Origin of the sequence: Pantoea sp. BJFS-204 (assembly GCF_049310725.1) — a bacterium.
Taxonomy (GTDB): Bacteria; Pseudomonadota; Gammaproteobacteria; order Enterobacterales; family Enterobacteriaceae; genus Pantoea; species Pantoea agglomerans.
This window is the reverse complement of sequence record NZ_JBMOWE010000001.1, coordinates 924,757-946,157: the sequence shown is the minus strand read 5'-3', so window position 1 is coordinate 946,157 and position 21,401 is coordinate 924,757. Positions and strand designations below refer to the sequence as shown.

The 21,401-nt window shown below is 53.5% G+C and carries 20 protein-coding genes and 1 other annotated feature (1 of these 21 running past the window's edge); of the genes, 6 read left to right on the top strand and 14 right to left on the bottom strand.

What is annotated here, in order from left to right; genetic code table 11:
• Positions 1 to 40: 40 nt before the first annotated feature.
• On the bottom strand, positions 41 to 739 hold the full coding sequence (gene araD, locus ACO6VX_RS04295) for an L-ribulose-5-phosphate 4-epimerase (RefSeq protein WP_010244508.1): 699 nt from the start codon (positions 737 to 739) through the stop codon (positions 41 to 43).
• A gap of 347 nt (positions 740 to 1,086) precedes the next feature.
• Here araD and osmB point away from each other — a divergent pair, with 347 nt between their 5' ends.
• On the top strand, positions 1,087 to 1,302 hold the full coding sequence (osmB, locus tag ACO6VX_RS04290; RefSeq protein ID WP_003853848.1) for an osmotically-inducible lipoprotein OsmB: 216 nt from the start codon (positions 1,087 to 1,089) through the stop codon (positions 1,300 to 1,302).
• Between the two features lie 77 nt (positions 1,303 to 1,379).
• Here the strand turns inward: osmB and yciH are convergent, their stop codons facing one another.
• The 5 genes from yciH to pgpB all read right to left on the bottom strand — a co-directional run bounded on the left by yciH (position 1,380) and on the right by pgpB (position 4,998).
• On the bottom strand, positions 1,380 to 1,703 hold the full coding sequence (yciH, locus tag ACO6VX_RS04285) for a stress response translation initiation inhibitor YciH (protein ID WP_010244495.1): 324 nt from the start codon (positions 1,701 to 1,703) through the stop codon (positions 1,380 to 1,382).
• A complete protein-coding gene (pyrF, locus tag ACO6VX_RS04280) occupies positions 1,703 to 2,422 on the bottom strand; it encodes an orotidine-5'-phosphate decarboxylase (RefSeq protein ID WP_187500978.1) in 720 nt (239 codons plus the stop codon). The genes yciH and pyrF overlap by 1 nt, the downstream gene beginning before the upstream one ends.
• A 198-nt stretch (positions 2,423 to 2,620) precedes the next feature.
• Entirely contained in the window at positions 2,621 to 3,790 is a 1,170-nt protein-coding gene (gene lapB / locus ACO6VX_RS04275) for a lipopolysaccharide assembly protein LapB (RefSeq protein WP_010244490.1), read from the bottom strand.
• A 6-nt stretch (positions 3,791 to 3,796) separates the two neighbouring features.
• A complete protein-coding gene (locus ACO6VX_RS04270) occupies positions 3,797 to 4,105 on the bottom strand; it encodes a LapA family protein (protein WP_010670247.1) in 309 nt (102 codons plus the stop codon).
• A 134-nt stretch (positions 4,106 to 4,239) separates the two neighbouring features.
• Positions 4,240 to 4,998 carry a phosphatidylglycerophosphatase B gene (pgpB, locus tag ACO6VX_RS04265; RefSeq protein WP_033769163.1) on the bottom strand — a complete coding sequence of 253 codons (759 nt, stop codon included), beginning with the start codon at positions 4,996 to 4,998 and terminating at the stop codon, positions 4,240 to 4,242.
• Between the two features lie 227 nt (positions 4,999 to 5,225).
• Between pgpB and ribA the strand changes: the two genes are divergently transcribed.
• Positions 5,226 to 5,819, top strand: coding sequence for a GTP cyclohydrolase II (ribA, locus tag ACO6VX_RS04260; RefSeq protein ID WP_010244482.1), 594 nt, complete (start codon positions 5,226 to 5,228; stop codon positions 5,817 to 5,819).
• Positions 5,820 to 6,168: 349 nt separating this feature from the next.
• Here the strand turns inward: ribA and acnA are convergent, their stop codons facing one another.
• The 4 genes from acnA to topA all read right to left on the bottom strand — a co-directional run bounded on the left by acnA (position 6,169) and on the right by topA (position 14,123).
• The gene (gene acnA, locus ACO6VX_RS04255; RefSeq protein WP_033769164.1) at positions 6,169 to 8,850 is read right to left on the bottom strand and encodes an aconitate hydratase AcnA; all 2,682 of its coding nucleotides are present in this window, start codon (positions 8,848 to 8,850) and stop codon (positions 6,169 to 6,171) included.
• Between the two features lie 601 nt (positions 8,851 to 9,451).
• Positions 9,452 to 9,610 carry a YmiA family putative membrane protein gene (locus tag ACO6VX_RS04250; RefSeq protein ID WP_071778593.1) on the bottom strand — a complete coding sequence of 53 codons (159 nt, stop codon included), beginning with the start codon at positions 9,608 to 9,610 and terminating at the stop codon, positions 9,452 to 9,454.
• Between the two features lie 496 nt (positions 9,611 to 10,106).
• Complete coding sequence (gene cysB, locus ACO6VX_RS04245) at positions 10,107 to 11,081, bottom strand: HTH-type transcriptional regulator CysB (protein WP_003853865.1); 975 nt, start codon at positions 11,079 to 11,081, stop codon at positions 10,107 to 10,109.
• A gap of 417 nt (positions 11,082 to 11,498) precedes the next feature.
• A complete protein-coding gene (gene topA / locus ACO6VX_RS04240; protein WP_061901401.1) occupies positions 11,499 to 14,123 on the bottom strand; it encodes a type I DNA topoisomerase in 2,625 nt (874 codons plus the stop codon).
• A gap of 371 nt (positions 14,124 to 14,494) precedes the next feature.
• On the opposite strand from topA, the gene ACO6VX_RS04235 reads away from it, so the two are divergent.
• Entirely contained in the window at positions 14,495 to 14,743 is a 249-nt protein-coding gene (locus ACO6VX_RS04235) for a YciN family protein (protein WP_010244472.1), read from the top strand.
• A 31-nt stretch (positions 14,744 to 14,774) separates the two neighbouring features.
• Here ACO6VX_RS04235 and sohB read toward each other — a convergent pair whose 3' ends face one another.
• Positions 14,775 to 15,821, bottom strand: a complete 1,047-nt coding sequence (gene sohB / locus ACO6VX_RS04230) for a protease SohB (RefSeq protein ID WP_060680301.1) — start codon at positions 15,819 to 15,821, stop codon at positions 14,775 to 14,777.
• A gap of 173 nt (positions 15,822 to 15,994) precedes the next feature.
• Between sohB and ACO6VX_RS04225 the strand changes: the two genes are divergently transcribed.
• Entirely contained in the window at positions 15,995 to 16,756 is a 762-nt protein-coding gene (locus tag ACO6VX_RS04225; protein ID WP_010244466.1) for a YciK family oxidoreductase, read from the top strand.
• Positions 16,756 to 17,346, top strand: coding sequence for a cob(I)yrinic acid a,c-diamide adenosyltransferase (cobO, locus tag ACO6VX_RS04220; RefSeq protein WP_010244463.1), 591 nt, complete (start codon positions 16,756 to 16,758; stop codon positions 17,344 to 17,346). The genes ACO6VX_RS04225 and cobO overlap by 1 nt, the downstream gene beginning before the upstream one ends.
• Before the next feature lie 54 nt (positions 17,347 to 17,400).
• Here the strand turns inward: cobO and rluB are convergent, their stop codons facing one another.
• The gene (rluB, locus tag ACO6VX_RS04215) at positions 17,401 to 18,291 is read right to left on the bottom strand and encodes a 23S rRNA pseudouridine(2605) synthase RluB (protein ID WP_010670251.1); all 891 of its coding nucleotides are present in this window, start codon (positions 18,289 to 18,291) and stop codon (positions 17,401 to 17,403) included.
• 779 nt (positions 18,292 to 19,070) lie between these two features.
• On the opposite strand from rluB, the gene ACO6VX_RS04210 reads away from it, so the two are divergent.
• Positions 19,071 to 19,718 (top strand): hypothetical protein, encoded by a 648-nt coding sequence (locus tag ACO6VX_RS04210; protein WP_010244455.1) that lies wholly within the window; start codon positions 19,071 to 19,073, stop codon positions 19,716 to 19,718.
• 10 nt (positions 19,719 to 19,728) lie between these two features.
• On the opposite strand, the gene ACO6VX_RS04205 is transcribed toward ACO6VX_RS04210, so the two are convergent.
• Together ACO6VX_RS04205 and rnm are read right to left on the bottom strand one after the other, a co-directional pair.
• The gene (locus tag ACO6VX_RS04205) at positions 19,729 to 20,349 is read right to left on the bottom strand and encodes an L-threonylcarbamoyladenylate synthase (RefSeq protein ID WP_003853883.1); all 621 of its coding nucleotides are present in this window, start codon (positions 20,347 to 20,349) and stop codon (positions 19,729 to 19,731) included.
• 12 nt (positions 20,350 to 20,361) lie between these two features.
• Positions 20,362 to 21,246: an RNase RNM gene (rnm, locus tag ACO6VX_RS04200; protein ID WP_422457741.1), complete on the bottom strand. Its 885-nt coding sequence runs from the start codon at positions 21,244 to 21,246 to the stop codon at positions 20,362 to 20,364.
• 153 nt (positions 21,247 to 21,399) lie between these two features.
• Positions 21,400 to 21,401 (top strand) — a sequence feature (Trp leader region); it runs 100 nt beyond the window's last position.

The window sequence follows — 21,401 nt, the reverse complement described above, 5'->3', positions numbered from 1 at the left end:
ATGAGACTAAAAAAAACGGGACGCCATCGCGTCCCGCTCGCTATTTTTGCCCGTACCAGGCGTTCTCGCCATGCTTTCGCAGGTAGTGCAGGTCAAGCAGTGTCTGGTTAATCGGCGGCAGATTAGCGGTCAGCTGCTGGCTGAACAGGCCCATATATGCCACCTCCTCCAGCACAACCGCGCTGTGTACCGCAGCATGAGCGTCTTTCCCCCAGGCAAACGGGCCATGAGAGTTGACCAGTACCGCCGGGATCGCCGAAGGAGACAACCCACGTTGCGCAAAAGTCTCGATAATCACCTCACCGGTGTTCCACTCGTAGTCGTGCTGAATCTCTTCATTGCGCATCGACCGGGTACAGGGGATCTCACCATAGAAGTCATCAGCATGGGTGGTTCCCCAGGCAGGAATCGGTCGTCCTGCCTGGGCCCAGATGGTCGCATGCCGCGAATGGGTATGGACAATGCCACCCACCTCCGGCCAGGCGAGGTAAAGCGCGCGGTGCGTCGCCGTGTCCGAGGAGGGGCGTTTATCCCCTTCCACCACGTCGCCACTCGCCAGATCGACCACGACCATGTCGTCGCGCTTCATCACTTCATAGCGTACGCCGGAAGGTTTAATCACCAGCAAACCCTGTTCGCGATCAACAGCGCTGACATTGCCCCAGGTGAAGGTCACCAGGTTGTATTTGGGTAGATCCAGATTCGCTTCCAGAACCTGTTGTTTCAGGTGTTCCAGCATCTATTTTCTCCTGCTGACAATCGTCCCTGAATTTTGCGGAGTCAGACGCGAAAGAGTTATGGAGCAAATGGCTATAAACGCAGAAGGAATGGCTGTGAATGCAAAAATGTGTCGTGATTTCAGAATTTTCTATCTTCGGAATTTAACCAGAACGCTTAGAATCCTCTCAGGCAATGCGTGGCCCTGTCGGGTTTACATTGCGACTCTCCCGCTACAAACGGTTTGTCCATGGTGATCACATTTCCATGCCGACACGGATGCGGCAATGATGCGACACAAGCGGGCTGAGGAAATATCGGAGCTATACTAAGAGTGTTGCCTCTGTGAGCACATCAAAGGAGAAGTGTATGACAACAACAATGAAACGAATCACTGCCGTTGTACTGGCGACTACGTTAGCTGTTGCACTGAGCGGCTGTTCTAACTGGTCTAAACGTGACCGCAACACCGCTATTGGCGCGGGCGCGGGTGCGATTGGGGGTTCAGTATTGACCAATGGTAGCGCACTCGGCACAGTCGGTGGCGCCGCTGTCGGTGGTATTATCGGTCATCAGGTCCACTAAAGACCTTATTAAAAGAATAATCGGCTACGCTAAGCATCTACACAACAATCGGGCTACTTCGGTAGCCCGATTTTTTTTCAGCCACCCGCCAGTTTGACCTTCATGCCTTTGGCTTCCAGCAGGCTTTTCAGTAAATCGCGCTTATCCCCCTGAATCTCGATAACGCCCTCTTTCACCGAACCCCCGCAGCCGCACTTCTTTTTGAGTTCGGCCGCCAGCAGCGTCAATGCCGCGTCGTCCAGGTCGATACCGGTAATCAGGCAGACGCCTTTTCCCTTGCGACCACTGGTCTGGCGCTGGATGCGCACAATGCCATCCCCTTTTGGCCGCTCCTTCGCCGGCTCCGGCTGGGTAATGCGCCCGCTGTCGGTTGAGTAAACCAGTGGATTATCCTTCGCCATTATTGTGTCTCCAGACTGTGCAGGATCGCCTGCAGAGTGGCGGCAGGATCGGCGGATTGGGTGATCGGACGCCCGATAACCATATAGTCCACACCCGCCTGCTTCGCCTGCTCAGGTGTCATGATGCGACGCTGATCGCCAGCATCACTGCCTGCCGGGCGAATCCCCGGCGTGACCAGCGCAAACTCCTGACCTAAAACCTGTTTGAAGCGGACAGCCTCATGGGCGGAACAGACCACACCATCCAGCCCGCACGACAGTGTCAGCTTCGCCAGTCGCTCTGCCTGTTCGGCAGGAGAAAGCGTAATGCCCAGCCCTTTGAGATCCTCTGCATCCATACTGGTCAGTACAGTCACCGCAATAAGCAGGGGCGCCTCTTTACCAAAGGGAAGCAGCGCTTCACGCGCCGCGTTCATCATCCGAGCCCCACCACTGGCATGGACGTTGACCATCCAGACCCCGAGATCGGCAGCGGCCGCCACGGCATGAGCGGTGGTGTTGGGAATATCGTGGAATTTAAGATCGAGGAAGATTTCAAAGCCGCGCTGCTGCAGAGTGTTAACCAGCGAGGGGCCAAATAGCGTAAACATCTCTTTGCCTACTTTAAGGCGGCAACTGCGGGGATCGATCTGGTCGACGAAACGCAGTGCGCTGTCGAGGTCATGATAATCCAGCGCTACCAGAATCGGCGAAGCGGTCACGTTTTGGGGTGAAGGCATGGCATTTCCTCTGCAACAGGCGCCCGCAGGCGCAATAGACAAACGGCAAGCATTCTACCTGCGGTGTCTGACCATCACAATCGCCATTGCCCTCCTGCCTGGCAAATTATGCACTGTCGCTGAGGTCTGTAAGCTAACTTGCTCTCCAGTATGTTGTAACTATAATGGGCTATTAACAGTGCAGCTGTAACGGCCGGTTTACTGGCCGTCGAGGCCACGGATGGGCTTAACCGAAGACCAGGTGCGGCAGGATGGGCAGTGCCAGTAGAGTGCGTGGGCGGTAAAGCCGCACTTCTGGCAGCGATAGCGCGGCTTGGTGCGGATCTGTTCGCCGACCATGTCACGCAACACCATAAGGCTCTCTTTCGCCCGGCCATCTTCCGCCTCATGCAGATTTAAATCCATCAGGCGGTGGAACACCCGCATGGTAGGATGACGCTGCAGCTGACGGCTGATGTAATTCTGGGCCGCTTCGGGTCCCTGCTGCTGCTCAAGGATGTCAGACAGATAGAGCTCTGCAGCTGCGCCGGTGTTCTCTTCAACACAGCGATGAAGAAACTCTGACCAGGCGTCTGGCTGATTGAGCTGCTGGAAACAGGTTTCAAGCATCCCCAGCGTTTCACTCACCAGCTCTTTATCCTGGTCCAGCACCCGCTGCAGATGGCCCACCGCTTTGGCGTAATCCCCTTTTTCCATCAGGATACGGCCCATCATGATCGAGATGCGTGCGCTGTTGCGATCGGCCGACTCCCCTTTCTTCAGCAGGCTCATGGCACGATCGAGATCGTCGCTGCTCATCGCCTGCAGAGCCAGCTCGCAGTAGAAGTGGGCTATTTCGCCTTTCTGCTTCTCTTTGCCAAGCTTAACCAGCCGCTCTGCGACTTCAATCGCCTGCTGCCAGTCGCTGGTTGCCTGGTGAATCAGCAGCAGTTGCTGCAGCGCACCCACCCGAAAGTCAGTTTCATCGGTGAGCTGCTTAAACATGTCTTCCGCGCGGTCATATAAGCCCGCCGCCATATAGTCGCGGCCCAGTTGCTGTACGGCGAGCAGTCGCTGCTCATAGCTCAGGGAGGCGCTTTCCATTAAAGCCTGATGGATGCGGATGGCGCGGTCGACTTCCCCGCGCGAACGGAACAGATTGCCCAGCGTCAGGTGTGCTTCAACCGTGCCGCTGTCCTCTTTCAGCATCTCAAGGAAGAGGTCGACCGCTTTGTCCTGCTGATTGGAGAGCAGGAAGTTTACGCCAGCGACATATTCACGTGACAGTCGGTTGGCTTCCTGTTGCTTATCCTGATGCGCGCTGCGACGGCCCATATACCAGCCATACGCTGCCGCCACCGGCAGTAACAGAAACAGCAATTCATGCATCAGGGATTATTCCCGGCCAGCCGGAGAAGATGGCGTGGTCGCCAGGGTAGTACTCTGCTCGATTTGGGTCTGCATACGCTTAATTTTCCGGTTGGCATTCGCCAGGGAGACGCGGGTCCGTAACCAGAACAGACCGCAGATGATCCAGCCAAGCACGAAACCTGCGCCAAACAGGGATGCCAGTAAGGTCGAGATGCTGAACTCACCCTGCGCCAGCAGATAGTTAAATGTAATGACCTGATCGTTATGCGCACCCAGGGTGACGGAAATAATGAAAATGACCAGTACCACTAAAAAAATCAGCAAATATTTCACAGTGCATCCTGTTGTGAGGTTGTCGGGTAGAATTATGCCAAAACTCCAGCAAAAATGCTGCTCCCAGCAGCATCGGGCGGGTCGCTTTTACGCAGGCCCGTCTAATAATATGGGGTCTTACGGGTGAATTACAATCAGGGCTCCCGCTGCGCCACCTCTTTTTGCTCTTCCGGCGGCAGCGTCAGCGGGCCACAGAATCGCTGCGCCAGCCAGGTGGCAATGGTGACCAGTAGCCAGGAGAGTATGGTTGCCATCGCCAGATCCCGTGGCCAGTGCATGCCCAGCAGCAGACGACTCGCCATTACGCCGGTGGCCCACAGAAAGATCACCACCACGGTTTTATAGTGCCGACGCGGCCAGAGCAGACCCAATGCCAGCAGCGCCCAGCTGGCGGCAAACATAGTATGTCCCGACGGGAACGCGAAACCGGTTTCAAACGCCCAGTGCCGTTTCAGCCAGCCTGGGAGCTGTGTCTCATCGGCAATCAGTGAGGTTACCATCTCGCCACGCTGTTTGCGCTTCAGCTCGTAGAAGGTCTTTTCATCCAGCCCGTGATGCTGTTCCAGCCAGATCACATAGGGACGCGGCTCCTGAATCTGCTCTTTGATATAGGATTTGGTGTATTGCCCGGCCAGAATGGTGGCGTTCATGATCAGCAACAGCAGGATGGCTGGCTTCAGCCGAAAGCGCAGGCACCAGAGCATCCAGGCACTCAGCACGACGCTGGTAACAATGCCCCAGGGGTTGGTGACGGTCTCGGTCATCCAGAAGAGACCTTTCAGCAGCGCATTGCTTTCGCCTGGTTGCCAGCGCCAGCCGCTCAGCCAGACTGCAACCGGCATGATCAGCAGCAGCAGCATTCCAAAGGTGGTACGACGTGAAATCTTAAACATCCTCTTCCCTTATCCCGGCGTCAAAAGAGAGCAATTGCATAACTTTAGCTTAAAAAAGAATAACATAACCGTTGCCGATTGGATAATTGTGCTTTATCACTGCAATTGGTATCAGAGATTACCAGCCCGCTTGCGGGTTGTGGCACAATATTGCACGTTTGTCGGGCCACACTGGCCTGTGCACTATCATGATGATAGTGCATCCTCTGAAGGTTCTGGAGAGTCACATGCAGCTTAAACGGGTGGCAGAAGCCAAACTGCCCACGCCATGGGGAGATTTCCTGATGGTTGGTTTTGAAGAACTGGCAACCGGACATGACCACGTTGCACTGGTTTTTGGCGATATTAATGATAACGAGCCGGTACTGGCGCGCGTTCACTCTGAATGCCTGACCGGCGATGCACTCTTCAGCCTGCGTTGCGACTGTGGTTTTCAGCTGGAAGCCGCCCTCAATGCCATCGCAGAAGAAGGTCGCGGCGCACTGCTCTATCACCGTCAGGAAGGCCGTAACATCGGTCTGCTGAATAAGATCCGCGCCTATGCGTTGCAGGACAAAGGGTATGACACGGTAGAAGCGAACCATCAGCTGGGCTTTGCCGCCGATGAGCGCGACTTCACGCTGTGCGCCGATATGTTCAAACTATTGGGCGTCAATGAAGTGCGACTGCTGACCAATAACCCGCGTAAAGTGGAGATCCTCAGCGAAGCCGGGATCAACATTGTTGAACGCGTGCCGCTGGTCGTGGGACGTAATCCGAAGAATGCGCACTATCTGGATACGAAAGCGGAAAAGATGGGGCATCTGCTGCCGAAGTCATAAATAAGCTGGGATTCACTGGCATCTGACCATTTAAGAAGCCCAATCTGAGAGAATCCTGAAGCAACGGATTAGCTCAACGCGCAGGGTGCACGGTCAGAAGAGGAAAGCGTCCCGCCGCCCGGATAAAAACGCCGGGAGCGTTTTTGAACAACGCAAAGCGTTGGCCCGGTACGGGCGCACCTCAGGGATGAGGTGCGTAATTGCGCGGGCCTAGCATGTCATGGATGACCGCTTTTGCGTCTTTCCGATCTGACCATGTTCCCTTTCCCTGTGCAGCCACGGTCTCACAGCTTCTTATTACAGACGTTGTAAGCCACATAAAAAAACCGGGTCTCCCCGGCTTTTTTTTTCAGTCCAGCATATTGCGGATAACGTAGTGCAGGATGCCGTCGTTGCGGTAATAGGTCAGCTCATTACCGGTATCGATGCGACAGCGGGTGTCCAGCTCTTCCTTACTGCCGTCAGCACGGGTCAGCGTCACTTTAACGCTGCAGCCTGGCGTCAGTGCCTGAAGATTTTCCACGTCAATGCGCTCCTCACCGGTTAGCCCCAGGCTTTTGCGGGTCACGCCCTGCGGAAACTCCAGTGGCAGAATGCCCATCCCAATCAGGTTTGAGCGGTGAATACGCTCAAAAGATTCCGCAATTACTACCCTGACCCCCTGCAGACGTGGTCCTTTCGCCGCCCAGTCGCGACTTGAACCAGAGCCATACTCAAGACCCGCGATGACCGCCAGCGGCACGCCTTCCGCCTGATATTTCATTGCCGCATCATAGATGGCCAGCTGTTCGCCACTTGGGTAGTGTCGGGTATAACCGCCCTCCACGCCGGGCACCATTTCATTGCGGATACGGATGTTGGCGAACGTGCCGCGCATCATCACTTCATGGTTACCGCGACGCGAACCATAGGAGTTAAAGTCTGTACGCTCCACGCCGTGTGACAGCAGATACCGTCCGGCCGGACTTTCCGCTTTAATGCTGCCCGCCGGTGAGATATGGTCAGTGGTGACCGAGTCGCCCAGCATGGCCAGCACCCGCGCACCGCGAATATCCTGCACCGGCTTAGGCTCTTTCTCCATATCGTCAAAGAAAGGCGACAGACGAATATAAGTCGATCCCTCATCCCAGTCGTAAGTCGCGGCTTCACTCACCTTAATCTCCTGCCACTCTGGCGTACCGTCGAAGACTTCAGCGTACTCTTTATGGAACATGTCGCTGGTGACCTGCTGCACGGCCGTAGCGATCTCTTCCGGCGAAGGCCAGATATCTTTCAGGTAGACCGGCTGGCCCTGACGATCGTGGCCCAGCGGCTCGGTCTGCAGGTTGATCTTCATGTTACCCGCCAGCGCATAGGCCACCACCAGCGGCGGCGACGCCAGCCAGTTGGTTTTAATCAGCGGATGAATACGGCCTTCAAAGTTGCGGTTGCCGGACAGCACAGCACCCACCGTAAGGTCGCCTGCTTTGATCGCAGACTCGATTTCATCTTTCAGCGGGCCGGAGTTACCGATACAGGTGGTGCAGCCATAACCAACCAGATTAAAGCCCAGCTCGTCGAGATAAGAGGTCAGTTGCGCGACGGCCAGGTAGTCTGAAACCACTTTAGAACCGGGTGCCAGCGAGGCTTTGACCCACGGCTGACGTTTCAGACCCCGCTCGACCGCTTTCTTCGCCAGTAAACCGGCCGCCATTAAGACGCTGGGGTTGGAAGTGTTAGTACAGGAGGTAATCGCACTGATCACCACCGCCCCATCGGTCAGCTTATGCGTCAGCCCGGTATCACTGTCGGTATACTCAACGTTTTTATGGGGTTTCTGCGCCTGATTCACTTCCAGCTCATTGCTGGCATCAAACGCGGCGGGCACATCGCCCAGCGACACCCGATCCTGCGGACGTTTTGGTCCTGCGAGACTCGATTCCACCTCGTTCATATCCAGCGCCAGTGTGCTGGTAAAACGCGGCTCATCGCCAGGATTGCGCCACAGCCCCTGCGCTTTGGCATAGGCTTCCACTAACGCTACCTGCTCGGCATCGCGTCCGGTCAGGGTCATGTAGCTCAGCGTGACGTCATCAACCGGGAAGAATCCGCAGGTCGCGCCATATTCCGGTGCCATATTGGCGATGGTTGCGCGGTCTGCCAGCGGCAAATCGGCCAGGCCATCACCATAAAACTCAACGAATTTACCGACGACGCCATGCTTACGCAGCATCTGGGTGACGGTCAACACAAGGTCGGTTGCCGTAATACCCGCCCGCAGTTTGCCGGTAAGTTTGAAACCCACCACATCCGGGATAAGCATTGAGACAGGCTGACCGAGCATGGCGGCTTCGGCTTCGATTCCCCCTACTCCCCACCCCAGCACGCCAAGCGCGTTGATCATGGTGGTGTGAGAGTCCGTACCGACCAGGGTATCGGGCCAGGCGTACTCTTCACCATTCACGGTTTCATGCCAGATCGCCTTGCCGAGATATTCCAGGTTCACCTGATGGCAAATACCGGTGCCCGGCGGCACCACGCGGAATTTATCAAACGCCTTCTGGCCCCAGCGGAGAAAGACGTAGCGCTCATGGTTTCGCTCCATCTCCAGCCGGACGTTCTCTTCAAAGGCGTCATCATTGCCAAAATGGTCGACAGTCACCGAGTGGTCGATAACCAGATCAACCGGTGACAGCGGATTGACTTTCGCCACATCGCCGCCTAGCCGATTCACTGCTTCTCGCATCGCAGCAAGGTCGACTACCGCAGGCACGCCAGTAAAGTCCTGCATTAATACACGGGCTGGCCGGTAGGCAATTTCACGATCGGCGTGGGCATCTTTTTGCCAGTCAACCAGCGCCTGGATGTCCTCCGTCGTAACAGAGTCACCATCCTGATAGCGCAGTAAATTTTCCAGCAGGACCTTGAGGGATTTTGGCAGGCGATCGATATTGCCAAGGTGTTGAGCAGCATGGGGAAGACTGAAGATGTGATATTTTTTGGTGTCGACCTGCAGTACTTCCTGACTCTGCTCGCGTAGGGTAGACGACATAGCTCCTCCTTTCATTCATGGTCTTTAAACCTCAGAGAGACAAAGGTTTATGTTAAAGATAGACCACAATTTCGTTAACGTTTTGATTACAACACAAATTGCTACAATCGATCGCAAACGAAAATGCCCCGTGAAGTCACGAGGCATCATGAAAAGGTGATTTTAATTCAAATTACAGGGTTATCCACACCGCCGCAGACCAGAACGCAAAGGAGAATGCATACGCGCTGAGCCAGGACATTTTAATAATATTCATTTGGTTCACTCCTTCGCCGGAATCGGGCGTAAAAGTTTTTGCGGTCACCTTATAGAAAGAGGCGACACCCTTTGGTCGTACAGGATGTGGTGAAGGGCATTTAAACGCCCACCGGAAAATCCGGCTATAAAGAACAGTGACTATTAAATGGTCTGACAACGTTATTTGTTTTTAGGGTCCAGAAATGACTCAATAAAAAGTCTCTGGTTATCACTCAAATCCCATGAATCGGGGATAGACACTTTTTCGTCCTTTGCAAGGGGTTCTTTTCCTTTACAGGAGACCGTCTTGTGCTGACCCGAGGTCAGGGAACGTTTATGGCTGAGTGTATTTGCCCACATGGCTTTAGCCCCAGATACGCCAAATCATTAACGCGACAACTACCCAAAACAGCGCAGAGGCAGCGAATACGGTTAACCAGGCTTTGCGACGAGTGTTGCCGGTACGCTCAACCTTGGTGCTTTTTGCCGGGAAACCCGGTTGTACAGTCAGTCGTGTATTCATAGTTTTTGATAATCACTCTCAACAAAATGATTGATAACATCGATTAAGATTTAGGAGGAATCCTAAACGCGTTAAGGCCAAAAATCCAGTTATTTTTATTGAGTAAAACGATTAACGGTATTAATCAATGAGCTTAAGTAACGTAAGAAATCATTAATCCCGGAACCAATATTTAATTAAAAGACCCGCTTAAAAATTTGAGTTAATTTAAAAACAGATCCACTTAAAACTATAGAGACAACTTAAGAACCTTATGTTTACTGGCTTCCCACATCAGCTCTTAACTGGAGTATGGGAATAATCCTGGCAAGCCGCAAAGTAACATAGTTAAAAATGTGTTGTAATTCGCATTTAAGAAAGACCGATGGAGAAACATGTGATCAATGTTTCATTTACAAAAAAATCATAAAAACTTTTGATTCTCATTTGGCGCTAAAGCCTGGAGACAGAAAAGGCTGCACCAGGCAGCCTTATGTTTACGCGGGGAGGTTAAATTCTATTTAAACGGCAGTTTGATATCTTTAAACATCGCCTCAATGTCTTCATTGGAGCGCAGCGCAACCGCGGTATCTACCACATCGCGCGTCAGGTGTGGCGCAAAACGTTGGATAAAATCATACATATAGCTACGCAGGAAGGTGCTGCGGCGGAAACCAATCTTAGTGGTGCTGTTGGTAAAGATATCGGCGGCTTCAATGCGAATCAGGTCAGGATCGGCTACCGGATCCACCGCCATGCTGGCGATGACGCCAACCCCCAGACCTAAGCGGACATAGGTTTTGATCACGTCGGCGTCGGTCGCGGTAAAGACGATGCGTGGCGTTAAACCTGCACGATTGAAGGCCGTATCCAGTTCTGAACGCCCGGTAAAGCCAAAGGTGTAGGTTACCAGCGGATATTCGGCCAGCTCCTCAATGGTGACCTGACCTTTTCCGGCCAGCGGATGGTCGGCAGTCACCACAATCGCCCGATTCCAGTGGTAGCACGGCAGCATGATTAAATCGTCATAGAGATGCAGGGCTTCGGTGGCGATGGCAAAATCCGCATTACCTTTGGAGACGGCTTCGGCGATCTGGGTTGGAGAACCCTGATGCATATGCAAAGAGACGCGAGGATAGCGCTCAATAAATCCTTTGATCACCCCAGGCAGCGCGTAGCGAGCCTGGGTGTGCGTGGTTGCGACATAGAGCGAGCCTTTATCAGGCCAGGTGTGTTCACCGGCTACTGATTTAATCGCATCCACTTTAGAGAGAACTTCTCGCGCTATACGGATGATCTCTTCCCCTGCAGGCGTGACCTGGGTGAGATGTTTACCGCTGCGGGCAAAGATTTGCACGCCCAGTTCATCTTCCAGCATACGCACCTGTTTACTGATGCCGGGTTGAGAGGTGTAGAGACCTTCCGCCGTCGAAGAGACGTTGAGATTGTGATTGACCACTTCAACGATATAGCGCAACTGCTGTAATTTCATATCTATTCCATCCCGGTAAGTTACAGAGTCGCATCCCCGGTTGACGTATAGTCGCGAGGGTAAAAAGATGCTATGCATCAGGAAAGGTCGGAAATGCTATAACAACTATATCAGTTTAAGTGAGAGAGTAGAACGGATTGATATAAGGCTCAGAAAAAGGCCAGCGAGCGCTGGCCTGAGTATGATGACAGAGTCGGGTCTGGCCTGCTTTGAGACCTGTCTTGCGCATAGAACCGGGGCAGATCGGAAAGTCGCTCAAGCCAATCCCTGGTCGCTCGGCCCGCGCCATCCATGGCGCGGGACGCTTTCCTCTTCTGCCCCGGTTCCCTGCGCACTGAGCTTATTCACTGCTACAGGATTCACTAAGCATAGACCCTGTCGGCAGAAAAAAGGCCAGCGAGCGCTGGCCTTCAGGGATTACTTTTTCGCTTCCTGCCATTTGCCATCTATATAGAAGGCGGACCAGCCGGTTGCCTTGCCCTCTTTTTCTGAGGAGACATACTGCTGTTTGGTCTTGCGGCTGAACCGCACCAGCGTTTTGTTGCCTTCCGGATCGGCTACTGGCGCGTCGGCCAGATATTTCAGCTTCTCAGGCAGACGATCTTTGAAGCGCTGAAGCTCTTCCACCAGCGGCGCACGCGTCTCGCGTGATTTCGGGAAGGTGTTGGCCGCGAGGAAGACGCCCGCCGCACCGTCACGCAACACGAAGTAAGCATCTGACTTCTCACACGCCAGCTCTGGCAGCGGAACCGGATCCTCTTTCGGCGGAGCAACTTCACCACTACGCAGGATCTTGCGGGTGTTTTTGCACTCTTCATTGGTACACGCCATGTACTTACCAAAGCGTCCCATCTTCAGGTGCATCTCCGAACCACACTTCTCGCACTCCACCACCGGGCCGTCATAGCCTTTGATGCGGAATTCGCCCTTCTCAATCTCGTAACCATCACACTCCGGGTTATTACCACAGACATGCAGTTTACGTTCGTTATCGATCAGGTAGCTGTCCATGGCCGTGCCACACTTCTGGCAGCGACGACGGGCACGCAGGGCGTTGGTTTCAGCATCATCCCCTTCCAGAATATTGAGAACTTCATTTTCCGGGATCAGGTTGATGGTCTGTTTGCAGCGCTCTTTAGGCGGCAGCGCATAGCCGGAACAGCCCAGGAAGACGCCGGTACTGGCAGTTCGAATCCCCATCGGACGGCTACAGGTCGGACAGTCAATCGAGGTCAGCACCATCTGATTCGGCTGCATTCCGCCCTCTTCAGGATCTTTCTCAGCCAGTTCAAGCTGCTGGGTAAAATCGGTGAAGAAGTGGTCGAGTACCGCTTTCCATTGCGCCTGGTTATTGGCAACCTGATCAAGGTTGCTCTCCATGCGGGCGGTGAAATCATAATTCATCAGTTCGCGGAAGTTCTCTTCCAGGCGATCGGTGACGATTTCACCCATTTTTTCCGCATAAAAACGGCGGTTTTCAACCCGTACGTAGCCACGATCCTGAATCGTCGAGGTAATGGCGGCGTAGGTGGATGGACGACCAATTCCGCGCTTCTCCAGCTCGCGCACCAGTGACGCTTCGCTGAAGCGCGCCGGTGGCTTGGTGAAGTGCTGACCGGGTAGCAGTTGTTGCAGGTCCAGAACATCACCCACGCTTACCGCAGGCAGCGTACGATCTTCATCATTCTTACGCAGCGCAGGCATCACTTTGGTCCAGCCGTCGAAACGCAGAATACGGCCTTTCGCTTTGAGCCGGAAATCACCGGCGGCGGCAGTAATGGTGCTGGAGTCATATTTTGCTGGTGTCATCTGACAGGCAACAAACTGACGCCAGATCAGCTGATAGAGTTTCTGCGCATCCGCTTCCATATCTTTCAGCTTTTCCGCCACCACTTCCACATCAGAAGGACGAATCGCTTCGTGCGCTTCCTGGGAGTTCTCTTTGCTGGCGTAAGTTATGGCGTTTTCAGGCAGATACTTTTTACCGAAATTGCTTTCGATATAGCCACGCGCCATGGCGACCGCATCCTGACTCAGGTTGGTCGAATCGGTACGCATATAAGTAATGTGGCCCGCTTCATACAGCCGCTGAGCCATCATCATGGTCTTCTTGACGCCAAAGCCGAGACGGGTGCTGGCAGCCTGCTGCAGTGTCGAGGTGATATAAGGCGCGCCCGGCTTGCTGCTGGTCGGCTTATCTTCACGATCCACGATCTCATAGCGCGCTTTTTCCAGCAGCGCGACGGCGGCATACGTCTCGTCGCGGTTGACCGGACGGAAGGCTTTATCGCCTTTGTGCGTCACGTCCATCGACAGCTCATCGCCTTTCGGCGTGGTCAGCGCGGCATTAACTTCCCAGTACTCTTCGGGAACAAAAGCTTTAATCTCACGTTCACGTTCCACCACCAGGCGAACGGCAACGGATTGCACACGTCCGGCAGAGAGACCACGGGCGATCTTTTTCCACAGCAGTGGCGAGACCATGTAGCCCACCACGCGGTCCATAAAGCGACGCGCCTGCTGAGCATTTACCCGATCAATATTCAGTTCGCCCGGCTTTTCAAACGCCTGACGAATTGCATTCTTGGTTATTTCGTTAAACACGACGCGACTGAAGCGCGAGTCATCACCACCAATCACTTCCCGCAGGTGCCAGGCAATGGCTTCCCCTTCGCGGTCAAGGTCGGTTGCGAGATAGATGTGGTCAGCATTGGCGGCTAACGCCTTCAGTTCGGCAACCACTTTCTCTTTGCCGGGCAGAATCTGATAGTCCGCTTCCCAGCCGTGATAGGGGTCAACACCCATGCGGCTGACGAGTGCGGCCTTCTCATCTTTTTTAACTTTTTTGACTTTCTTGTCAGTCGAAGCGTCTTTGACTTTCTTATCTGTCGAGGCGTCAGCACTTTTCTTCGCGGTTGAACCACTGGTCGGCAGATCCCGGATATGACCCACGCTGGATTTAACCACGTAATCACTACCCAGGTATTTATTGATTGTTTTAGCCTTTGCCGGGGACTCAACAATAACGAGTGCTTTACCCATATTTACCTTTACCTAATGAAAACATCCTGCTTAACGGGAGAGGATTGGATGCCCAAAAACCCAATGGGTTCAATATTGCTGCGCCTGTTTAACATTTCAAGGCGGAGGGGTCAATCTCAGATCAGATGATGTGGCGTTATGCAACTGCATGATAAAGAGTGCTTTTTCTATCTGAACTCATCGCACATCCTGGTGCAAAATCCCTGAAATCGGAATCGCCCACACTCTACCTGATAAAATCTGTTACGCAACTTAATTAGCACTCAGCCCGGACTTACGCCAGGTTTTCATCGATTACACCGATTTGTCACACCCTGTGACTCGCCAGTAATATAGAAAGGATTGGAGTACTGTCAAACAGGAGTGAATAAATGCAGAGTTCAACTCAGGCTATTTCCCGCCAGGCGTTGCTGGAAAAGGCCAATGCGCTGATCAAAGAACATGATGATTATTTAGCGGGAATGCAGGCGGATGAGGTGATTCAGCAGGGAGATGTGCTGGTATTTCGCGGACCGTTTTTTCTCGATGCCGATGGAGTGCCGACGGCTAAAACCACGGCGGTGTTTAACGTGTTCAAACACCTTGCCGTGGTGCTGTCGCCGCTCTACCACCTGGAATGAAAAAACCCGGCGCAGGCCGGGTTTCGCATCATCAGAGCAGTGGCTTTTCGCCGCGCTGCCAGAGTTTCAGCAGCAGCCGCTCTGCCACCGAGCCGGCGCTTTGCGTAAAGCGATCCATCACCTTACGGCGGCGGGCATAATGCACGCCGAGCACGCTGAACTTATCCATCTGACGGATGATCAGATCATCGCTGGTGCCGATTTCGTCAACCAGGCCGAGGTCCAGCGCCTGGCGGCCATACCAGTGTTCACCGGTTGCCACCTGATCGATGTCGAGTGACGGGCGCATCTGGTGGACAAACTGCTTGAACAGCAGGTGCGTTTCGTCGAGATCTTCCTGGAATTTCTCACGTCCCTCTTCGGTGTTTTCACCAAACAGCGTCAGCGTGCGCTTGTACTGTCCGGCGGTATGCAGCTCAATATCAATATCGTTCCGTTTCAGCAAGCGGTTGAAATTGGGGATCTGCGCGACCACGCCGATGGAGCCAATAATCGAGAAAGGTGCCGCCACAATACGATCGGCTACGCAGGCCATCATGTAACCGCCGCTGGCCGCCACTTTATCCACGGCCGCCGTGATGCGCAGACCCTGATCGCGCAGACGCTGCAGCTGCGAGGCTGCCAGGCCATAGCCATGAACCACGCCGCCAGGGCTTTCAAGACGCAGCAGCACTTCATCGCCAGGCTGCTTGACGGCCAGCACGGCTGAAATCTCTTCGCGCAGTGAGGTCACCTCATGGGCGTCCATGCTGCCTTTGAAATCGAGCACATAGAGCGTGGGCTTCGTACTGTCTGTCTGCCCCTGCTTCGCCGCCTGCTTTTCCGCTTTGGCTTTCAGCTTTTCACTTTTCTTATGATTTTTCAGCCAGACTTTCTGTGCCTGAGGCTTCATTTTTGCCAGCTGCAAATCCTCTTTCATCTGTTGATAGTCATCATCCAGATGAGTCAGTCGAAGCTGACCGTTTTGTGCCCGTTTGCGTAACGCGGCATTCATCACAATCATGACAATCACAGCGACGGCAACCACCAGTGTCACCACTTTCGCTAAAAACAGTCCATACGTTGAAATAAAATCCATAGGTCGCCTTAGTAAACAGAGAATCAAAAACAGTTCGCCAGTTTAGCCGTTTTGCCCCGCTTCGTCGCCTGAAATGCCAGCAGCTGGCACAGAATGGGTGGGTTGGCGATTGCGCCCATTCGTAAATTCAGGCATAAAGCGGAATCATGCTGTTTTCGCTGGAGGACCCCGCTGTGCATTATCAACCGAAAAGCGACCTGCTCAATCATCGCATTATCCTGGTCACTGGCGCTTCAGATGGCATTGGCCGGGAAGCGGCGCTGACTTATGCCCGCTATGGCGCGGAAGTTATCCTGATGGGCCGTAACCCTGAGAAGCTTCAGCAGGTCGAACAGGCGATCAATCAACTCAATCTCTGTCCTGCTCACACTGTGGTGTTCGATCTGGCCGAAGCGACACCGGAACGTTGCCAGCAGGTGGCAGAACAGCTGGCACAGCAGTTTCCGCGTCTTGACGGCGTGCTGCATAACGCCGGTATCCTCGGTGAGATTGTGCCGCTGGCTGAGCTCGACCCACAGGTCTGGCAGCAGGTGATGAACATCAACCTGGACGCCACCTTCTTCCTGACGCAGGCGCTGTTGCCGCTGCTGTTAAAATCAGATGCCGGTTCACTGGTGTTTACCACCTCCAGCGTGGGCCGTACCGGTCGCGCGGGCTGGGGGGCTTACGCCGTCTCTAAATTTGCTACCGAAGGCATGATGCAGGTACTGGCTGATGAGTATAAAACGCAGGCATTGCGGGTGAACTGTATTAATCCGGGCGGAACGCGAACCAAAATGCGTGCCAGCGCGTTCCCGCAGGAAGATGCCAATAAGCTGAAAACCCCTGCCGATTTGATGCCGCTCTACCTTTATCTGATGGGTGATGACAGCCGTCGCAAAACCGGGATCAGCTTTGATGCCCAGCCAGGCAGAAAACCGGGAGCCGCTGAATAATGGCTGACGATCGTCATCAACAGCGTCAGCAGCGGTTAAAAGAACAGGTAGATGCGCGTATTGCTGCAGCCACGGAGGTTCGTGGCATCCTGATGGTCTTTACCGGCAATGGCAAAGGCAAAACGACTGCGGCCTTTGGCACCGCACTCCGCGCCACCGGTCATGGCAAACGCGTGGCGGCTATCCAGTTCATTAAAGGTGACTGGCCGAATGGCGAGCGAAACCTGCTGGAACAGCACGGTGTTGAATTTCAGGTGATGGCAACCGGCTTTACCTGGGATACGCAGAACCGCGAAACGGATACCGCTGCCTGTCTGGCGGTGTGGCAGCATGCAAAACGGATGCTGGCCGATGAGCAGCTGGATCTGGTGGTGCTCGACGAAATCACCTATATGGTCAGCATGGATTATCTGCCACTGGAAGAGCTGATAGTGGCCCTGCAACAGCGCCCGGCGCATCAGAGCGTCATCATTACCGGACGTGGCTGTCATCGCAGCCTGACTGAGATGGCGGATACGGTGACTGAGATGCGGCCGGTTAAGCACGCTTTTGATGCCGGGATACAGGCTCAGCAGGGAATTGACTGGTAACAGAAAAAGAAAACGCAGCCCTGGGGCTGCGTTTTTAGCGATCGGGCAACGTGATTAACCGGAGTTACGTTTGCTGCCCGGATTGCGGCGTGGTGCACGTGGGGTGCTGCTCACTTTACTGTGACGTTTCACGGCACGACGAATCTGGTTCGCTTTGGTGCGACGACGATCTTTTTCGACCACCAGTTTGGTAACCGTTTCATCATCCATCTCCACCAGATTACGCAGGTAGTTAACCGCAGGCAGATCCAGTTCGGTCCAGCCACCGCGTGGCAGGCCTTTTGGTAAGGTGATATCGCCGTAGCGAACACGCATCAGACGACTGACCTGCACGCCGACCGCTTCCCATAAACGACGCACTTCACGGTTGCGTCCTTCGGTCAGGGTCACGTTGTACCACTGGTTGATCCCTTCTCCACCGCCAAATTTCAGGGTTTTAAAGGCAGCCGGGCCATCTTCCAGCTGAACGCCCTTGCTCAGCTGACGAATTTTATCATCGTCGACCTGACCAAAGACGCGCACCGCATATTCACGTTCCACTTCACGGCTCGGATGCATCAGGCGGTTCGCCAGTTCACCGTCAGTGGTGAAGAGCATCAGACCACAGGTGTTCACATCCAGACGGCCAACGGCAATCCAGCGTGAACCGCGCAGACGAGGCAGACGGTCAAATACCGTTGGGCGCCCTTCAGGATCGCTGCGGGTACAGAGTTCACCTTCTGGTTTGTAGTAAGCCAGCACGCGGCAAACTTCGGTTGCTGATTCAGCAATCGAGACCAGATGGCCATCAATACGGATTTTCAGAGATTTGCTGCTTTCAACGCGGTCGCCCAGGGTGGCGATCTTGCCGTCGACGCTGACACGGCCAGCGGCAATCATTGATTCGATTTCACGACGCGAGCCATGACCGGCACGCGCTAAGACTTTCTGTAACTTTTCGCTCATTGAGCTTCCTCTTTGTCGCCTTCCCAGGCGTCACGGTAGGGTGATAATTCTTTCTGAATCAACAGGTTAACCTATTAATTCGGCCCCATTATACAGGCATTTACCCCTGAAGTAACGCGCTTTATGAGTGGGTCTGAAGCGAATTAAGAAGGGTCAGCCTCTGATAGTTTTAGATCTGATAATATCTGACGCTGATTTAAATAATCCCCGTGCATCTGACAGGATTAAGATTAATAAAATGCATGTATTAAAAACTTTATAGCTGATGAAAATTAAATTTTCTAACCACTTTAGTTTCATCAACGTAATGTTCTGGTGATAAAAACCTTAACACTATCTTACACTTTCGCTGGTTTTCCCTTGCTTTTATTCTTCTTAAAAAAACATTAAAGTTAGCACAAACAACTGTTTTAATGACTTAATCCATTATAACCGCTCGGTAAATACAAAAAACCCAGACTTTTTCTAACGCAGATTTATTTAAGGCCTTATTTTCAAGGACATTTGATTCTTATTAGCTTTAATAAATTGTACGACACTATTAAGCTGATATACTTTATTCCTGTAGCACAATAAAAAGCAGGACTCACGACAGAGGGGTCTTGCAACAATGAAGTCCGGCTTTTGTTATTCGTTTATAAAAATAGTATTTTTAGATTAATCCAATAAACCGGCGCATCCGGAGTTGTTGCGTTAATACGGTTCAGTGATGAACCTTGCTTGCATGTCAAAAATCTTCACCAGGGATTTCCCGACATGCCTGAATAAAGAAACCCATCATGAAAAACCTGTTGCTGTGCCCGGTGCTTGCTGCACTGGTGCTGAGCGGGTGTTCTGTGGGCCACACTGAGTACAGTCGTACGGCGATGCAGCACGTAGATATGAGCGTGACTGGCATTCCGACGATCCTCGGTCTCGGCACACTGGGCACCAGCATTCCTCTGACGCCTGAATATAGCCTGACAGCTGCGCACGTTGCCAAAACTGCCGTGCAGCGCGTCAAGTCTTATCACCCTTATTGCGACCTTGCGATTATTTATCACAAGAATGACGCCAGCACGCTGACTAAGTTCCGCAGCAGCGACATCGGCGATCCGGTTAAAATGTATGGCTACAGTTTTATTTCAGCGATGCCGGTTGAATCGACCGGAGTTAATTTAGCGCGTACGGCTATTCGGAATAACTGGAATAAAAGTCCCTGTATAGCCATGGCCTCCAATGCAGGTGTTGTTCAGGGGATGTCGGGCGGCGGCGTTTATAACCGTGATGATACGCTGGGCGGCGTGATTGTTGGCTATTCTGACTCGATTAAAAATGGGCGTAATAACAAAGTGATCCTTAAAGATGTGTCACTTTATATTCCTTACGGCCAGTTCAAAAGCTGGTTAGAGTCGAATCTGGCCCAGACACCGACACGCGGTGCCTGAGCCTGAGGGCTTACAGGAACGGGCGGGTATCGCCCACCCCTTCACGCACAATTTCCGGCGCATCGGTGGTCAGATCGACCACCGTGGTCGGCTGCTGGCCCAGCGTGCCGCCGTCGATAATCAGATCGACCAGCTTGCCGATGCTGTGCTGGATCTCTTCCGGATCGGACTCGGTGAAATCGTTGCCCGGCAGAATTAATGAGGTCGACATCATCGGCTGATTCAGTGCTTCCAGCAGCGCCAGCGCCACGGGATTAGAGGGCACGCGCAGACCAATGGTCTTACGTTTTTCATTCATCAGGCGGCGCGGCACCTCTTTGGTCGCCTTGAGAATAAAGGTGTAGTTGCCTGGCGTGTTGTTTTTCAGCAGGCGAAACGCTGAGTTGCCCACCTGCGAATAGACCGACAGCTCAGAGAGATCCCGGCACATCAGGGTAAAGTTGTGGTGCCCGTCGAGCTGACGGATACGACAGATACGCTCCATCGCGCCCTTCTCCTCCAGCCGACAGCCCAGCGCATAGCCGGAATCGGTTGGATAAACAATGACGCTGCCTTTGTTCAGGTAGTCAACCGCCTGATTAATCAGGCGGGGCTGTGGGTTGTCCGGATGAATATGAAACAATTGACTCATAGAAACCTCGTGTCACCTTTCCGTGATTGCCAGTCTGGGAGCCAGATCCGGGAAGCGTTCCCAGACCGGCTCAACCGCCGCGGGCAGCCAGAGTTTGCGGCCCAGTTCAATCCACGGACAGGGTTGATGAAAATCAGAACCTTGTGATGCGGCCAGTTCATTATCTCTGGCGTATTGCGCCAGCGTCGTGCGCTCATTAGGCGGCTGCTGGCACTGCGCGACTTCCATCGCATCGCCGCCCGCTTCGCGGAAATGGGCGACGAGCCGTTTGAGCCACTTTGCCGATAAACCGTAACGGCCAGGATGCGCCAGCACGGCGCAGCCACCAGAATGATGAATAGCATCAATAGCTTGTTTAATTGTACACCATTGTGGCGGCACGTAACCGGTTTTGCCACGCGCCAGATAATTTTTGAACACCTGCGCCATATTCTCTGCTTTACCCTGCTCAATCAGGAAGCGGGCAAAGTGACCGCGGGTAATGATGCCGCCATCAGCCAGTTGCGTGGCTCCCGCCAGCGCATCCGGGATACGTGCCTTCGCCAGTCGCTCACCAATCTCTTCTGCACGTGCTTGCCGACAGGCATGTTGTCCGGCCAGAAATGCCACCATCGCCGGATGGCGGATATCAATGTTCAGTCCCACGATGTGAATCTCATGGTTTTCCCACAGGGTGGAGATTTCTGCGCCCGCCAGCACTTTTATCGGTAAATCGTAATCGATTGCCGTTTGCTGCGCTTCATCAACCCCTGCAACGCTGTCGTGATCGGTGATCGCCAGTACGCCGACGCGCATCTCAACCGCTCGCTGCACCAGGGCGGCTGGCGTCAGTAAGCCATCGGAGGCACGCGTGTGGCTGTGTAAATCATAAACCGGGAAACGGGCGATATCGCTCAAGAGAACTCCTGCAAAAACTAAACCGGCCAGCATGATAACGATTTTCACGGTCAGTGAAAAAGTGTATTGACATTTCCGCTCTGAACCCGTTAACTAGTACACAAGTTCACACGTAACGGGTATTCAATCATGGCTGTTGTAATCACGCATTTAAA

Bases quoted from the DNA above. Each gene is read 5' to 3' on its own strand.
- araD (WP_010244508.1), bottom strand. From the start codon at position 739: ATGCTGGAACACCTGAAACAACAGGTTCTGGAAGCGAATCTGGATCTA.
- osmB (WP_003853848.1), top strand. From the start codon at position 1,087: ATGACAACAACAATGAAACGAATCACTGCCGTTGTACTGGCGACTACG.
- yciH (WP_010244495.1), bottom strand. From the start codon at position 1,703: ATGGCGAAGGATAATCCACTGGTTTACTCAACCGACAGCGGGCGCATT.
- pyrF (WP_187500978.1), bottom strand. From the start codon at position 2,422: ATGCCTTCACCCCAAAACGTGACCGCTTCGCCGATTCTGGTAGCGCTG.
- lapB (WP_010244490.1), bottom strand. From the start codon at position 3,790: ATGCATGAATTGCTGTTTCTGTTACTGCCGGTGGCGGCAGCGTATGGC.
- pgpB (WP_033769163.1), bottom strand. From the start codon at position 4,998: ATGTTTAAGATTTCACGTCGTACCACCTTTGGAATGCTGCTGCTGCTG.
- ribA (WP_010244482.1), top strand. From the start codon at position 5,226: ATGCAGCTTAAACGGGTGGCAGAAGCCAAACTGCCCACGCCATGGGGA.
- acnA (WP_033769164.1), bottom strand. From the start codon at position 8,850: ATGTCGTCTACCCTACGCGAGCAGAGTCAGGAAGTACTGCAGGTCGAC.
- ACO6VX_RS04250 (WP_071778593.1), bottom strand. From the start codon at position 9,610: ATGAATACACGACTGACTGTACAACCGGGTTTCCCGGCAAAAAGCACC.
- cysB (WP_003853865.1), bottom strand. From the start codon at position 11,081: ATGAAATTACAGCAGTTGCGCTATATCGTTGAAGTGGTCAATCACAAT.
- topA (WP_061901401.1), bottom strand. From the start codon at position 14,123: ATGGGTAAAGCACTCGTTATTGTTGAGTCCCCGGCAAAGGCTAAAACA.
- ACO6VX_RS04235 (WP_010244472.1), top strand. From the start codon at position 14,495: ATGCAGAGTTCAACTCAGGCTATTTCCCGCCAGGCGTTGCTGGAAAAG.
- sohB (WP_060680301.1), bottom strand. From the start codon at position 15,821: ATGGATTTTATTTCAACGTATGGACTGTTTTTAGCGAAAGTGGTGACA.
- cobO (WP_010244463.1), top strand. From the start codon at position 16,756: ATGGCTGACGATCGTCATCAACAGCGTCAGCAGCGGTTAAAAGAACAG.
- rluB (WP_010670251.1), bottom strand. From the start codon at position 18,291: ATGAGCGAAAAGTTACAGAAAGTCTTAGCGCGTGCCGGTCATGGCTCG.
- ACO6VX_RS04210 (WP_010244455.1), top strand. From the start codon at position 19,071: ATGAAAAACCTGTTGCTGTGCCCGGTGCTTGCTGCACTGGTGCTGAGC.
- ACO6VX_RS04205 (WP_003853883.1), bottom strand. From the start codon at position 20,349: ATGAGTCAATTGTTTCATATTCATCCGGACAACCCACAGCCCCGCCTG.